Below are 14672 nucleotides of genomic sequence, written 5' to 3' on the forward strand. Positions count from 1 at the left end.
GCTGCCTGTCACGCTCAGCAACTCCCCCGACCATCATCGGAGTTGACGACCAGCTTCATCCCCGACAGTTCGATATCATCGAAGGACAGCGGACCATCGTCGGACCAGACGGTGAAATTGACCACCTTGTTGAAACCTTCGGAACTGTCGACGGCATTGCCGAAGGTCAGCCCCACATCGAACCCGGTTTCGGCCATAGAGCCATTGGCGAGTGTATTAACATCGTCGTCGCCTTCCTTGATGTCGGTGATGATACCGAGGTCCCCGCTGTTCTCCGGATCGGGGAAGAAGTTCAGCGATGTCACGTCGCTGCCTTCGGCCACGTCGAAGAACAAGCCATCGATATCGTCCACATCGGTGAAGTCCGCCGGCTGGAAGCTGAAGAACAACTGGCCTTCGGGCGTTTCGGTCACGGAAAGATCGACCCGACCGTCGCCGCCGAGGGTGAAGTTCAGCACGCTCTTTTCGCCATCATCCGCAGGCGGTTCATCGTCCCCTTTGGAGCCGCCACCGGTCCCTTTGGAACCACCACCGGTTCCCTTGGAGCCGCCGCCAGTACCTTTGGAGCCACCGCCCGTGCCGGAACCGCCAGAACCAGAGCCGCCCGATCCGGACCCCCCGGAGCCAGAGCCACCTGAACCGGACCCGCCGGAACCGGAACCGCCGGAACCGGAACCGTTCGATCCTCCGGAACCAGAACCGCTCGATCCGCCGGACCCAGACCCGTTCGATCCGCCCGAGCCAGAACCGTTCGATCCGCCGGAACCGGAACCGTTGGAGCCATCGTCATCGGGATCGGGATCGGGATCGGTGATGACGGTATCGCCATCTTCATCGCAACCGACCTTCTCACCGTCTTCGGTTGTCGCACCGGCGAGGGTGATCGAACCGAAGGTATCGCCGATGGCGAGCGGTTGGGAACAGGAGGTGTGGAAACGGATTTCCTGGATCAGGTCCCCGCCTTCGCTGTCGAAAATCTCGATCCGTGTCTCGCTGTCGAACTTCTTGTCGGCGGAGGCGACGAAGTCTTCACCCTCAGCGACCATGCCTTCAAAGAGCGGCTCGTCGTCCTTTTTGCCGAGCACCCGGATGAAGACCATGCCGTCATCGTCCGATCCGGTCGTATCGACGTCGGTTTTCTTGTCGTCTTGATCGTTCGCCTGATCGATTTCGGTCCCGAAGGAATAGGTCAGCGTCAGCGATACGGGTTTACTGTCCAATTCGCACAGATCGCAGCCCCCGCTCGTACCGCCGGTGCCCTTCGATCCGCCACCTGAACCTTTGGACCCGCCGCCGGAGCCGGAGCCCATCGTGCCACTACCGGAGGCCTTGGTGCCACCGCCGGAACCTTTGGAACCCCCGCCGGAACCAGAGCCTTTGGTGCCCGAACCCTTTGTGCCTTTGCCAGTACCAGAGCCCGAAGTGCCCGAACCTTTGGATGCCTTGCCCGTACCGGAGCCTTTGCTGCCGGAGCCCTTGCCCGTACCAGAACCCTTGGTGCCGGAACTCTTGGTTCCTTTACCAGTACCGGAGCCCTTGCTGCCGGAACCCTTGCCCGTACCCGAGCCCTTGGACGCCTTGCCAGTACCGGACCCTTTAGATCCCTTGCCCGACCCGGAGCCTTTACTGCCGGAACCTTTGCCCGTGCCAGAGCCCTTTGATCCCTTCCCCGACCCGGAAGCTTTAGTGCCGGAACCCTTGGAGCCACCGGTCTCTTCCTCGCGGGGGCCGCTGTCGTCGTTGTCTGAATAATAGTCAGCGAGGTTATCGCTATACCATGTGGAGAAGCTGGAGCCTTCCACACCGCCGTTGTGATAAGATTTTGTGCTGGAGGCCGAACCGCCCCCGCTTCCGTCAGATCCAGTCCATTCGTCCCAGCTCTTCTTCGCTTTTCCCATTGCCGTACACCTCTTCGAATAGAAATCACCCGGCAACGCCGAGCCAAAGTACATGCCAACCCCCGAGACACCCGTCTGATATGTACTTAGAAAGGGGAGAAAGTTTAGCCAAACTGTTTCGGAATTATGGCAAGATTCCGGTCCGATGTACCGGCCTTCGGGAAACAATGGTGTGAGAAGCCGGTGATTACTTTCCCTCCCGGTTCAATATCACGGCGGAAGGCGTCGAATCGCTCCTCGGGAATTACCCATTTGGGTCACATTTTGACCATCGGAATAACTTATCCTCATGCGAACAGTCATGCTAGGTAAACGAGCAGACGAGGGCGGACCGATGGATATGGCCAAAAGCAAGAGCAAGCGTAAAAGCCCCAAGCGGCAGATCATCGAATGCGCAGAACAGCATTTCGGCCAGAAGGTGGAGCGGGTGAGCACACCCGGCGGCGAAAGCCGTTCCAGCATGCGGCTCTACCTGCCGGACCGCGTGGTGATCGCGACGCTGCGCCCCAATTTCCGCCGGACCCACCTCGAAGCCTTCGTGCTCGAAAAGCTCAGCGCCCATTGCGCCGATCTGCCCGAATGCCTTGGCGTGGTCGGGAAGATCATGTTCCAGTCCGACGTGGGCAAGCGGCGGCTCAACATGGAAATCGCCGAAGCATCGCCGGAAAGGCGGCTCGACCTGTCGGCCGAAGCGATCGAAAGCATCTTCCGTATTCACGCGGCGGCCCGCAAAACTGAACTGCATACCATGATGCCCCACCTCGGCCTCAACCGGGAATGGGTGATGAACTTCGTGGACGCCATTGATTTCCTTAAGGATCTGGGGGGCGGTATCTCGGACAAGTTCGACAGGGTCGCGGCCTATGAAACCATCGCGACCGAGCCCAGGCAGTTCCTGAAATGGGACTGCCGGTCGGGCAATGCGGCCATCGGCGCGGACGAAAAGCTGCGCTGGTTCGATTTCGAATATGCCGGCATGCGCCACGGGGCGGAGGACGTCGCCTGGCTCATCGGGGATGAGGCATGGCCCGTCGCCCCGCAGAAAATGCTAGACGTGCTCAACGATGCCTTTGATCCGGACTATGGCGTGACGCGGCAGGACTATATGGAGTACCTCTCCGTCTATCTCACCTTTCACTGCGTTCAGCGGCTCAAGCTGATCAGCAAGGAAAGCAAGAAGCGCGGCTGGCTCTCCAAGGAGAAGATCCGCAAGTATGACGATGCGGGCGTGCATCCCGATTTCGCCGCGCAGATGTGCCGCGTGGGGGCCTTCTACTCGGCCCGCTCCCCCATAACAAAGCCGCTGACCCGCAATTTCCTCGCGGCGCTGCACGGGTTCATCCACGTGGGCAAGCAGCAGGCGCAGGCCAGCGTCCGCGATCTCTGACCGTCAGAAGAAGAAGGGGATCGCCGCCGAGCAGATCAGCGACATGCTGAGGTTCAGCGGCATCCCGATGCGCATGAAATCGGTGAACTTGTAGCCCCCCGGCCCGTAGACCAGCGTGTTGGTCTGGTATCCGATGGGTGTCGCGAAGGCACAGGACGCCGCAATCATCACCGCCACCACCAGCGGCCGCGGATCGATCCCCAGCGCCGCGGCAAGGCTGATGGCGATGGGGGTCATGATGACCGCCACGGCGTTATTTGACACGATCTCCGTCAGGATCGTCGTCAACAGGAAGACCGCGAAGATCACCGCGAAGGGCGGCAGGCCCGACAGTGTGGGCGATATGCTGTCCACGATCAGGCTTATGGCCCCCGAATTCTGCAGGGCGGCCCCTACCGCAAGCATCGCGAAGATGAGCGCGAGCAACTGGCCGTCGACAAAGGAGAACGCCTCATCCGCGTCGATGCAGCCGGAGACCAGCACCAGCGCAACCGCGATCACCGCCAGCAGCAGAATGGGCGCCACGTTGAAAGCGGCCAGCGCCACCACACCGAAGAGCGCGGCGATGGCGATGGGTGCGTGACCACGCCGAAACGCCTTGGACGAAGGGTGGGTGACATCCACCAGATCCATATCCGTAGCCAGTCGCTGGATATCGGACATCGCCCCTTCGAGCAGAAGCGTGTCACCCACCTTGACGATCAGCGTATCAAGCTGCTGGCCGATGTTCTGGTTCCGCCGGTGCACCGCCAGCGGATAGACCCCATAGCGCCGCCGCAGCCGCATGCTGCCCAGTGAGCGCCCGACCATGCGGCAGCCCGGCGTGATCAGCACCTCCACCGTGGAGGTTTCGACCGCGGAAAGCTGATCGACCCGGCGCAGTTCCTTGTTGTTCTGCAGCGACAGCAGTTCAGTCATCTGGGTCCGCAGAACCACCCGGTCGCCCACCTCCAGCTTGACCTCGGAGAGGTCGCGGCGCAGCGAATTGTCACCGCGCACCACGTCGATCAGCCGCACCCCGTCACGTTTGAAAAGCTGAACGTCCAATACATCGCGTCCGATCAGGTTCGATTCCGGCGGGATGACGGCTTCGGTGAAGAATTTCATCTTCGACCGGTCCGACAGCATGTTCGCCATGCTGTCCCGCTCCGGCAGCAGCCGATTGGCGAAGAGGCCCATGTAAACAAGGCCCCAGGCACAGACCACGAGGCCGACGGGAAGGATTTCGAAGATGCCGAAAGGCTCAAGCCCCTGCGTACGAGCGACACCGTCCACCAGCAGGTTGGTCGAGGTCCCGATCAGGGTGAGCGAACCGCCCATGATCGCCGCATAGCTGAGCGGGATCAGAAGTTTCGATGCCTTGGTGCCGAGCGTCTGGCTCAACTGGACGACCACGGGGATCATCACCACCACGACCGGCGTGTTGTTCATGATGGCAGAGGCCGCCATCACCGACACGATGACCCCCACGACGGCGGTCTTGGGCTTGGTGCGGGCATAGCGTTCGGCGGTACGAGTCAGCACCTCCAGCGCGCCGGTGCGCACCAATGCCCCCATCACGATGAACATGGACGCGATGGTCCAGGGCGCGGGGTTCGACAGAACGGCCAGCGCATCGTCATAGGGCAGCACGCCCAGCGCCAGCAAGACGGCGGCCCCGGCAATCGCCACGACCTCCGTCGGGAAGGATTCCCGCAGAAAGGCGACAAACATGACGACGACGGTAACGAGCGTGAGCACGCTGCTTTCCATCGGCGAGAGACTGAGCAGATCCATCGGCTGGCGGGCTTTCAAGGCGGTGGCGGACTAGCGGGCAGCATCGCCTATCGGCGTATCCCCCGCAAGCGCGGCTTTAGGCCGCGGCTGCACGAGGTACATGCCCACGAACATTGCCAGAAGCGCCAGCCAGAGCGACGGCGCATAGGCCTCCGCCAGAATGAGCTTCGCCCAGATCAGGCCGAACGCCGTGACGAGGTAGCTGACCTGCACGGCAAAAACGGGCCCCGCCTGCCCCACCAGCCAGACATATCCCGCATAAACGAGAACATGGATCACCGATGATGCCACAAGCGCCCATTGCGCGGTATCAAGCGGCAGACGCGGGTCGATAAACTGGCCCGATACCAGCGCCAGCGGAAGCCCCAGAACCGCCCCCACCAGCGACGCGCCCAGAAGCACCTGCAATGCATCGAGCCCCTCGGTCCCCCAGCGGGCGACGTAATTGCCTTCCACCGCGTAGCAGAGGCCCGAAAGCAGCGCGACACCGACCCAGAAGACCGGCAGGTTCATGGAAAATTCGACCGAGGGCAGCAGGATGATCACCACGCCCAGCAATCCCATCAGCAACCCGGCGAAGCGACGCAGGCTGAAACGGTCCAACCCCAGCGACAGCGCGATGGGAAAGGCGAATATCGGCACCATGCTCAGCAGCAGCGACAGCACGCCGGAGGGCAGATGCACCGCCGCCATGTAGGAGGCGGAGTTGGCCAGCAGCGTGCCCACGATCGCGATCACAAGATAAAGGCGGAGGTGCCGAAGCGTGAACGGCAGAGGTTTGCGCCTGAACGCGCACAAGGGCCCGAGCACCACGACCCCCAGCACCAATTGCCAAAAGATCAGCCCGAAATGACCATAGCCGGTACTGACGGCGATCTTGGTCAGGGGCTGCGTGAGCCCCCAACCCGCGCCGAGCAAGGCAAGCATGAAGGTGAAAAAGGCAATCTGTCGTCTGGTCATGCCCCCGCCCCGCCCGAACCTACCCGGCCAAGGGGCCGCTCTGCTGCAGGCGTCCGCCCTGCCGCACGGGTAGGATGCGCGTCGCTTTGCCGCTGCGGTCATCCGTTTCGACATAGACCCCCGACAATGTCGCCTCTTCGTTGGCGGGGGTGAAACGCTCTTTCGGCATGCCGGTGATGAACCGGCGCAGGGGCTCGGCCTTTTCCATGCCGATGACGGAATGGTAATCGCCGCACATCCCCGCGTCGCTGAGGTATCCCGTCCCGCCCGGCAGGATCATGGCATCGGCGGTCGGTACATGAGTATGGGTGCCGACGACAAGGCTCGCCCGACCGTCGCAGAAATGGCCCGTCGCCATCTTTTCCGACGTGGCTTCGCAATGAATGTCGACGATGACGGCGGCGGCCTGCCCGCCCAAGGGGTGCGCCTTCAGCACCGGCTCCAGCGCCGAAAAGGGATCGTCGAAGGGGCGTTTCATAAAGACCTGCCCCAGCGCCTGCGTGACCAGAACCTTGCGCCCGTTCCGTGCCGTGATCAGCCGCGCACCCTTCCCGGGGGCCGCCTTGCTGAAGTTCAGCGGGCGGATGATGCGGGGTTCCTGTTCGATGAAAGACAGCATGTCCTTCTGATCGAAAGCATGGTCCCCCAGCGTCAGGCAATCGGCGCCTGCGTCCAGCAGGACGCGCGCATGCGCCGCCGAAAGCCCCATGCCGCCGGTCGCGTTCTCGCCGTTCACCACGATGAAATCGAGTTTCCACTCGGTGCGCAACCGATCGAGGTTTTCGGTGATGGCGCGACGTCCCGCGCGCCCCATGACGTCGCCGAGGTAAAGTATTTTCATAATAAATGGGTAGGCGCAGGCCCGCTGGTCCACAAGGGCAAATTGCCCTGACGCGGCGGCTCAGCCCGGTTCGATCACGCCCTGTTCGGTCACGATCAGGTCAAGTGGCTGGTCCGTGGGTTCCAACGGCAAATCGTCGGTTTCCTGGCCCGCAAAGGCGAAACCGATGGCCAGCGTCGGTCGCTTGGCGCGCAGCATCTCAAGCGTGCGATCATAGAAGCCACCCCCGTACCCCAACCGCCCGCCGGTCCGGTTGAACGCCAGAAGCGGTACGATGAGGATCTCTGGCTCCATCTCCGTTTCGGTCTGCGGCACAGCTGCGCCGAAGGTGCCCGCCACCATCGCGGTTTCAGGCGTCCAGCGGGCGAAGACCAGCGGCGCATCCGCCTTGCGGATCACCGGAACGCCGACCGGGCCGTGGGCCGCCGCTTCGGCCATGGCGGGCAGCGGGTCAATCTCTGTCCGGATGGGCATGAACCCCGACAGCGGCACGCCGCGATGCCCGGCGAGCACCTCGCTCAGATAACCGGCCTGCGCGGGCGGGGCCGCATCGAAGAGCGCCTTGCGCCGGGCGAAAGCCGCCTTGCGGGCCTCCGCCTTGATCCGGGCGAGATCGGTCACAGCAGGACGACAGCCGCCAGCCCGAGGAAGGCGAAAAAGCCCACCACATCCGTCACCGTCGTCACGAAGGCGCCCGACGCCAGCGCCGGGTCGATGCCGAACCGTTCGAGCAGGATGGGGATGCCCGTCCCGGCAAGACCGGCCACGACAAGGTTGATCACCATCGCCACGGCAATCACGTAACCCAACCCGGGCGAGCCGAACCAGATGATCCCGACGATGCCCATGACAATGGCAAAGATCAGGCCGTTCACCAGCCCCACCAGACATTCACGCCGGATGACCCGCCAGACGTTGGAACCGGTCAGGTCGCGCGTAGCGATGGCCCGTACCGCCACGGTCAGGCTCTGCGTGCCCGCGTTGCCGCCCATGGAGGCAACGATGGGCATCAACACGGCAAGCGCCACGATCTGTGCAATCGCCGCCTCGAACTGCGAAATCACCAGAGAGGCGGCAATCGCCGTCACGAGGTTCACCGCGAGCCACGGCAGGCGTTGCTTGGTGGTTTCCACCACCCGGTCGGAGAGCGACCCTTCGCCCACACCGGCTAGGCGCAGGATGTCCTCTTCGTGCTCTTCGTCCAGCACCGACATGGCGTCGTCGATGGTGATCACACCGATCAGGCGGCCCTCTTCGTCCACCACGGGGGCGGAAATCAGGTGGTACTGGTTGAAGGCATAGGCGACATCGCCTTCTTCCTGCGTGGCGGGGATCACCTGAAACGTCTCTTCGAGGATATCGGCCAGCTTCGTTTCCCGCCGGGACCGCATCAGCTTGCCCAATGTCACGTTGCCCACCGGGTGCAGGCGCGGATCGACCATGACGATATGGTAGAACTGATCCGGCAGATCCTCTTCTGGCGTGTTGCGCAGATGGTCGATAGCCTCGCCCACGGTCCAATGTTCCGGGGCCATCACGACCTCGCGCTGCATCAGGCGGCCTGCGGAATATTCCGGATAGCTCAGCGATTGCTGTACCGCAGCCCGGTCCGAATCCTCCAGCGCGCCCAGAATGGTCGCCTGCTGGTCGTCTTCCAGATCCTCGATAAGGTCGACGACATCGTCGCTGTCCATGTCCCGGACGGCTTCCGACAGCACCTCGGGGGTGAGGATGGCGATGACTTCCTCGCGGATGGATTCATCCAGTTCCGACAGGATCTCGCCGTCGAATTCGCGATCGTAAAGCCGGATGAGCCGGGTCCGGTCGAATTCGCTGATCTGTTCGAGAAGGTCGGCGATGTCGGCGGCGTGCAGCGGCTCCATCAGCTCCGTCAGCCGGGCCTGATCCTCGATCTCGACGGCATAGAGGATGGAGGCGACCGCCTTGCGATCGAGCGCATAGGCCTCGGCGATCTCGTCTTCCTCGGCGGGCTGCTCCATCACGTCTGCCTGATCTTCCATGAGCGTCCCTCCGTGGTTTCGCGCGACCATATTCAAGCGCCCCAACGGATACAATGGGCGCTTGCGGGCGCTTCGCGATTGTCCCTGCCCGAGCAGCGCAATATGGTGGCGGCATGAACCGAAGCAGCCTTCTTACCGGTCAGGTCCTGCGCTTCACCGGCAACCCGCTGCGGGAGCCGTGGGAAGACGCCGTGCGCGTGGACCGGGACGCCGCCGTCCTTGTCACCGACGGCAAGATCGCGGCGGTCGGACCGGCGGCGGAGCTGCGCGCCCGCGCCCCGGAGGCCCCCGTGACTGCCTATGGCGATGCGCTCATCTGTCCCGGCTTCGTGGACGCGCATGTCCACTACCCGCAGACGGCCATCATCGCGAGCTGGGGCAAGCGGCTGATTGATTGGCTCAATACCTACACCTTCCCCGAGGAGATGCGGCTTGCCGATCCTGTCTATGCGGCGGATATCGCGGCGCGATACCTCGACCTTGCGCTGGACCACGGCACGACCACGATCGCGAGCTTTTGCACCATCCACCCCCACAGCGTCGATGCGGTCTTCGAGGCGGCGGCGGAACGCGGCATGGGGATCGTGGCAGGCAAGACCTGCATGGACCGCAACGCGCCCGATGGCCTGCAGGACGATCCGCAATCGGCCTATGACGACAGCAAGGCCCTGATCGACCGCTGGCACGGGAAAGGCCGGGCGCGCTATGCCATCACGCCGCGGTTCTCGCCCACCTCGACGCCCGCGCAGCTTGACGCACTGGGGCAGCTCTGGGCGGAGCGGCCGGAGTGCCTGATGCAGACCCATCTGAGCGAACAGCTCGACGAAATCGAATGGGTGCGCAGCCTTTACCCCAAGGCGCGGGACTATCTCGATACCTACGAAAAGCACGGTCTGCTGGGGGAGCGCGGGGTCTATGGCCACGCGATACACCTTGAGCCGCGCGAACGGGACCGGCTGCGCGAGGTCGGCGCTGCGGTCGTCCATTGCCCCACGTCCAATACCTTCATCGGATCTGGCCTTTTCGATACCTTCGGGTTGGCCCGCGACGGTATCGGCATCGGCCTTGCGACGGACACGGGCGGCGGCTCATCCTTTTCGATGCTGCGGACGATGGCGGCTGCCTATGAAATCGGTCAGCTGCGCGGTGCCCCGCTGCACGCGGCACAACTCCTTTGGCTGGGAACAGCCGGTTCAGCCCGCGCACTGCATCTGCAGGACAGCCTCGGCACGCTGGCGCCGGGCATGATGGCCGATATCACGGTGCTCGATCTGGCCTCTACCCCCGCCATTGCACAGCGCGCGGCGCAGGCCCGGGATATCTGGGACAGTATCTTTGCCACGATCATGATGGGCGACGACCGGGCGGTGCGGGATGTCTGGGTCGCGGGCACCCGCCGCACAGGCTGATCCCGGAACGATCCCGGTCTAGAGACTTTCGGCCAGCCCTCGGGCCAGACGGTTCGCTTCGCGCGTGGTGGCCTCCATGTCGATTGTCCGGACCTGCCCCATCGATACGATCTGCCTGCCCTCGACGAAAAGATCCCGCACCTGCGTTGGCCCGGCCAGCAGCAAGGCGGCGGGGTCCCATGATCCGGCGCTTTGCACGCCGGAGACATCCCAGACAGCGATGTCCGCCCGCTTTCCGACGGCGATGCGCCCGCAATCCGGGCGGCCCAGCATGTCTGCGCCGCCCCGGGTTGCCAGTTCCAGCGCCTTGCGCGCGCTCATCGCGTCCGCGCCGTGGGCCACCCGCTGCAGCAGCATGGCAAAGCGGGCCTCCGTCATCAGGTTGCCGCTGTCGTTGCTGGCGGAACCATCGACGCCCAGCCCCACGCGAACGCCTGCGTCCAGCATCGCCCGTACCGGCGCGATCCCCGACGCGAGCCTGCAGTTGGAACAGGGGCAATGCGCGACGCCGGTGCCCGTCCGGGCAAAAAGCGCCTGTTCCTGTGCATCGAGCTTGACGCAATGGGCATGCCAGACGTCGGACCCGACCCACCCCAGATCCTCGGCATACTGGCCGGGCCGACAGCCGAACTTTTCCAGCGAATAGGCGACATCCTCGTCGTTCTCTGCCAGATGGGTATGCAGCATCACGCCCTTGTCGCGGGCCAGCAGCGCGCAATCACGCATCAATTCGCGGCTGACCGAGAAGGGCGAACAGGGGGCGATGCCGACCCTGCACATGGAGCCTTCGCCGGGATCGTGGAACGCGTCAATGACACGGATGCAGTCCTCGAGAATGGCGAGCTCGCCTTCCACGAGTGCATCTGGCGGCAGACCGCCATCCTTTTGCCCGATGCTCATGCTGCCCCGGGTGGGATGGAAGCGCAGCCCCACCTCTCGCGCCGCTTCGATCGTATCTTCGAGCCGAATGCCGTTGGGATAGAGGTAAAGGTGATCAGAACTCAGCGAACACCCCGAAAGAGCCAGTTCCGCGAGGCCGACGCGCGCAGAGACATGCGCATGATCCGGTGTCATCCGTGCCCAGACCGGATAGAGCGCGCGCAGCCAGTCGAAAAGCGGCGCGTCCTGCCCTGCGGGCACCGCGCGGGTCAGCGTCTGGAACAAATGATGATGCGTATTGACGAGGCCCGGGGTCACAACGCAACCGCTCGCGTCCACTTCCCGCTCCGCCCGGGGCAGCCCCGCGCCCACGGCGGCGATCTTTCCGTCACGCAGCAGGATGTCGGCGTTTAGAAGTTCCCGCGCGTCGTCGTCCATCGTGAGAATGGATTGCGCGTTCCTGATCAATAGCTCCGGCATCTAAAAGTCCATTAGACCCGTCTCATGATGCTTAGAGAGCCGGTGGAAAACGGGAACAAGAACCGGCAGGTGAAAAAATGATACCGAAGGTTAACGAAAGCGTCAATGCGCGGCCAGCAAATCCAACGCCTGCGCGTGAAGTGCGGGGTTGGCTGCCGCGACGACACGGCCGCCCGCTTCGGCGGGACCGCCCTGCCAATCCGTCACCACGCCCCCCGCTGCCGTGATCACCGCCATCGGGCCCTGAATGTCGTAAGCCTGCAATCCCGCCTCGATCACGAGGTCGATCTGCCCCGCCGCAAGCAAGGCATAGGCGTAGCAATCCATCCCGTATCGCACGAGCCGCACCTGCCCGGCGACGGCGTCGAAACCGGCCCTGTCCTGCGGGGTGCCGACTTCCGGGAAGGTCGTGAACAACACGGCATCGCCGAGGGAGCCTGTGTCGCGCGTCTTCAACATGGCCTCCCCCCGGGGGCCGGACATGCGCGCGATACCCGGGCCACCTTCGAAACGCTCACCGATATAGGGCTGGTCGATCATCCCGTAGAAGGGCGCGCCCCCGGCGTTGACACCAATCAGAACGCCCCATGTGGGTGTCCCGGATACAAAGCCGCGGGTGCCGTCGATCGGATCGAGAACCCAGGTCAGACCGGAACTGCCGGCAGAGGCGCCGTATTCCTCGCCCAGTATCGCATCCTCAGGCCGACGCGCGGCAAGGATATCGCGCATGGCAAGCTCTGCCGCGCGGTCAGCGACGGTCACCGGGTCGTAACCGGATACGAGTTTGGATTCTTGCGCCAGATCACTGCTGCGGAAATGCGGCAGGATCGCTGCGCGGGCGGCATCGGCCATGGCATGGGCCACGGCAGCAATGTCAGGATCGAAATCGTCGGGTGTCACCATGAAGAGCAGGTGCCATTTCGCGCCTGCGAAGGCAATATCCCCCGCATGCGCCTTTGTCTCTTCCGATGTTCGGCCCGCGGTGCAGCGGCCTCTCGCTCAGAAACTTCTCAGAGAAATTATCGTCAGGCCACGTCGCTCAGCACGCGGGCCAGTTCGAACAAACGGCGGCGCTGCTGCTCGGGGATCGCGTAATAGGACCGCACGAGTTCCATCGCTTCCTTGTCGGACATCAGGTCCGCAGGAACGTCATCCGCCCGGCCGGAGCCATCGGATTCGCTGTTCATTCCTTCGAAAAAGAAACCCACGGGCACGGAAAGGGCATCCGCAATGTCCCAGAGGCGGGAGGCGCTGACCCGATTCGCGCCTGTCTCGTACTTCTGGATCTGCTGGAACTTGATCCCTACCAGCTCGGCCAGCTTCTGCTGGGTCATCCCGGTAAGCCAGCGGCGTTGCCGGATCCGTTTACCAACATGAACGTCAACTTTATGTGCCATAATTTTCATAATCCCGATATCTCATGCGCAAGATCCAAATTGCCCGCGCGTACTCGTCCAAAAGACCTAACGTGAAGTAGTGCAACTGGTGGCAGCATACCCCTTAGGGTGTTTCACGCAAAACATATTTACATGAAAATGGTATTGTGTCGACTGCCACGGGACAACTTAAGGTAATGGAAACCGCGAAAAGTGGCCGAAAAGTGCCGTCCACTTAAAGCATTTTAAATTGCACCGTCTCAATGCATTGGCATCCCAACTCACCTCTTAAACAGGCAGGAGATCGGCCCCACAGGCAATCACCCCCAGATTGTACGCTCCCGTACTGATTGCGTCGTATAGAAAGAGGCCAGCTGCCGATTGCGCGTGCCATTGAAGAACCAAGGGCAACGCCACCGCACAACCGTAGGCGAGTGCTCATGAATACCCTTGAAATCGCGCCCCCTTGACACGATATTCGGTTCAACCGTGTGGCGGAGGGTTTTCGCCATCTCACTTACTACCTGGAGGTCAACAAAACATGGCTGACGTGAATACAATCCGGTCACAAACCGGAACGCGCGCCGCCGCTATAGACGAAGGTCTGCGCGCACATATGAACAAGGTGTACGGGACCATGTCGATCGGCATGCTCATCACCTTTGCAGCCGCTTGGGCGATTTCCGGCCTCGCCGTGACCACCGACCCGGCGGCAGGCGTCGCCCAGATGGGCACGGATAAATACCTGACCCAGTTCGGCTACACGCTTTATGCTTCGCCCCTGAAATGGGTCGTCATGTTCGCGCCCCTCGCCTTCGTCTTCGGCTTCGGCGCGATGATCAACAAAATGTCCGCCGCGACGGCGCAGCTGGTGTTCTACACCTTTGCCGCTGTCATGGGCATTTCCATCAGCTCCATCTTCCTCGTCTTCACCGGCTATTCCATCGCACAGGTGTTCCTGATCACGGCAATCGCCTTTGCGGGTCTGTCGCTCTGGGGCTACACGACGAAGAAGGACATCTCCGGCTGGGGCAGCTTCCTGATCATGGGTGTGATCGGCCTCATCGTGGCGTCCATCGTCAACATCTTCCTCGCCTCTTCGGCGCTGATGTTCGCGATCTCGGCGCTGGGTGTGCTGATCTTCGCAGGGCTCACAGCCTATGACACGCAGAAGATCAAGACCGAGTACCTGGCCCATGCGCATCACGGCGACAGCGAGTGGCTGGGCAAGGCCGCCATCATGGGCGCGCTGAGCCTCTACCTCGACTTCATCAACATGTTCATGATGTTGCTGCAACTCTTCGGCAATCGAGAATAAGGCACAGCGCCTTTGAGTAAAACGGGCCGGTCCTTCGGGGCCGGCCTTTTTCTTTGCCGTGTGTCAGGTGGCGAGCGTTTCGAACATGCGGCCCACGCCGGACGTCACCAGCATGGCGACGAGACCCCAGAAGATGACACGCCGCAGCGACGGAAGCACAGGTGTACCGCCCAGTTTCGCGCTACACGCCCCGAGGAGCGCGAGCGCCAGCACCGCCACGCCGGCGATGCCCCCCCAGGTGAAACCAGCGGGCGCAAGTGCCGCGCCCAGCAGTGGCAGGCCGCCCCCCACCGCGAAAGCCAGCGCGGATGCCCCCGCAGCAAGCGC

General features: G+C 62.8%; 13 protein-coding genes. 3 read left to right on the forward strand and 10 right to left on the reverse strand.

Annotated features, from left to right (window positions below; all coding sequences use genetic code 11):
* Positions 1–14: 14 nt before the first annotated feature.
* Positions 15–1898 (reverse strand): DUF7467 domain-containing protein, encoded by a 1884-nt coding sequence (locus A3728_RS23270; RefSeq protein WP_067927223.1) that lies wholly within the window; start codon positions 1896–1898, stop codon positions 15–17.
* A 334-nt stretch (positions 1899–2232) separates the two neighbouring features.
* Here A3728_RS23270 and A3728_RS18480 point away from each other — a divergent pair, with 334 nt between their 5' ends.
* Complete coding sequence (locus tag A3728_RS18480) at positions 2233–3285, forward strand: hypothetical protein (protein ID WP_236628155.1); 1053 nt, start codon at positions 2233–2235, stop codon at positions 3283–3285.
* Positions 3286–3288: 3 nt separating this feature from the next.
* Here the strand turns inward: A3728_RS18480 and A3728_RS18485 are convergent, their stop codons facing one another.
* Genes A3728_RS18485 through mgtE form a run of 5 tightly spaced genes read right to left on the reverse strand, consistent with a single transcriptional unit; the run spans position 3289 to position 8883 of the window.
* Positions 3289–5061: an SLC13 family permease gene (locus A3728_RS18485; RefSeq protein ID WP_067927226.1), complete on the reverse strand. Its 1773-nt coding sequence runs from the start codon at positions 5059–5061 to the stop codon at positions 3289–3291.
* 30 nt (positions 5062–5091) lie between these two features.
* Positions 5092–6021: a DMT family transporter gene (locus A3728_RS18490; protein ID WP_067927229.1), complete on the reverse strand. Its 930-nt coding sequence runs from the start codon at positions 6019–6021 to the stop codon at positions 5092–5094.
* Between the two features lie 19 nt (positions 6022–6040).
* Positions 6041–6862, reverse strand: coding sequence for a TIGR00282 family metallophosphoesterase (locus A3728_RS18495; protein WP_067927233.1), 822 nt, complete (start codon positions 6860–6862; stop codon positions 6041–6043).
* Positions 6863–6922: 60 nt separating this feature from the next.
* The gene (locus tag A3728_RS18500; protein WP_067927237.1) at positions 6923–7483 is read right to left on the reverse strand and encodes a 5-formyltetrahydrofolate cyclo-ligase; all 561 of its coding nucleotides are present in this window, start codon (positions 7481–7483) and stop codon (positions 6923–6925) included.
* Positions 7480–8883 carry a magnesium transporter gene (gene mgtE, locus A3728_RS18505; RefSeq protein WP_067927240.1) on the reverse strand — a complete coding sequence of 468 codons (1404 nt, stop codon included), beginning with the start codon at positions 8881–8883 and terminating at the stop codon, positions 7480–7482. The genes A3728_RS18500 and mgtE overlap by 4 nt, the downstream gene beginning before the upstream one ends.
* A gap of 113 nt (positions 8884–8996) precedes the next feature.
* Between mgtE and guaD the strand changes: the two genes are divergently transcribed.
* Positions 8997–10292, forward strand: a complete 1296-nt coding sequence (guaD, locus tag A3728_RS18510; protein WP_067927244.1) for a guanine deaminase — start codon at positions 8997–8999, stop codon at positions 10290–10292.
* 18 nt (positions 10293–10310) lie between these two features.
* Here the strand turns inward: guaD and A3728_RS18515 are convergent, their stop codons facing one another.
* The 3 genes from A3728_RS18515 to A3728_RS18525 all read right to left on the reverse strand — a co-directional run bounded on the left by A3728_RS18515 (position 10311) and on the right by A3728_RS18525 (position 13048).
* Positions 10311–11651, reverse strand: coding sequence for an 8-oxoguanine deaminase (locus A3728_RS18515; RefSeq protein ID WP_067927247.1), 1341 nt, complete (start codon positions 11649–11651; stop codon positions 10311–10313).
* Positions 11652–11753: 102 nt separating this feature from the next.
* Positions 11754–12554: a histidinol-phosphatase gene (gene hisN / locus A3728_RS18520; protein ID WP_067927250.1), complete on the reverse strand. Its 801-nt coding sequence runs from the start codon at positions 12552–12554 to the stop codon at positions 11754–11756.
* Between the two features lie 122 nt (positions 12555–12676).
* Positions 12677–13048, reverse strand: a complete 372-nt coding sequence (locus A3728_RS18525; RefSeq protein WP_067927260.1) for a helix-turn-helix domain-containing protein — start codon at positions 13046–13048, stop codon at positions 12677–12679.
* 520 nt (positions 13049–13568) lie between these two features.
* Here A3728_RS18525 and A3728_RS18530 point away from each other — a divergent pair.
* Positions 13569–14345, forward strand: coding sequence for a Bax inhibitor-1/YccA family protein (locus tag A3728_RS18530; RefSeq protein WP_067927254.1), 777 nt, complete (start codon positions 13569–13571; stop codon positions 14343–14345).
* A 63-nt stretch (positions 14346–14408) separates the two neighbouring features.
* Here A3728_RS18530 and A3728_RS18535 read toward each other — a convergent pair.
* Positions 14409–14672 (reverse strand): VIT1/CCC1 transporter family protein (locus A3728_RS18535; protein ID WP_201722346.1); only part of this gene is annotated, 264 nt, incomplete at its 5' end.

The sequence above is a fragment of the Sulfitobacter sp. HI0040 genome (genome assembly GCF_001634885.1).
GTDB lineage: Bacteria > Pseudomonadota > Alphaproteobacteria > Rhodobacterales > Rhodobacteraceae > Sulfitobacter.

Bases quoted from the DNA above. Each gene is read 5' to 3' on its own strand.
- A3728_RS23270 (WP_067927223.1), bottom strand. From the start codon at position 1,898: ATGGGAAAAGCGAAGAAGAGCTGGGACGAATGGACTGGATCTGACGGA.
- A3728_RS18525 (WP_067927260.1), bottom strand. From the start codon at position 13,048: ATGGCACATAAAGTTGACGTTCATGTTGGTAAACGGATCCGGCAACGC.
- A3728_RS18515 (WP_067927247.1), bottom strand. From the start codon at position 11,651: ATGCCGGAGCTATTGATCAGGAACGCGCAATCCATTCTCACGATGGAC.
- A3728_RS18495 (WP_067927233.1), bottom strand. From the start codon at position 6,862: ATGAAAATACTTTACCTCGGCGACGTCATGGGGCGCGCGGGACGTCGC.
- A3728_RS18485 (WP_067927226.1), bottom strand. From the start codon at position 5,061: ATGGATCTGCTCAGTCTCTCGCCGATGGAAAGCAGCGTGCTCACGCTC.
- hisN (WP_067927250.1), bottom strand. From the start codon at position 12,554: ATGGTGACACCCGACGATTTCGATCCTGACATTGCTGCCGTGGCCCAT.
- mgtE (WP_067927240.1), bottom strand. From the start codon at position 8,883: ATGGAAGATCAGGCAGACGTGATGGAGCAGCCCGCCGAGGAAGACGAG.
- guaD (WP_067927244.1), top strand. From the start codon at position 8,997: ATGAACCGAAGCAGCCTTCTTACCGGTCAGGTCCTGCGCTTCACCGGC.
- A3728_RS18480 (WP_236628155.1), top strand. From the start codon at position 2,233: ATGGATATGGCCAAAAGCAAGAGCAAGCGTAAAAGCCCCAAGCGGCAG.
- A3728_RS18490 (WP_067927229.1), bottom strand. From the start codon at position 6,021: ATGACCAGACGACAGATTGCCTTTTTCACCTTCATGCTTGCCTTGCTC.
- A3728_RS18530 (WP_067927254.1), top strand. From the start codon at position 13,569: ATGGCTGACGTGAATACAATCCGGTCACAAACCGGAACGCGCGCCGCC.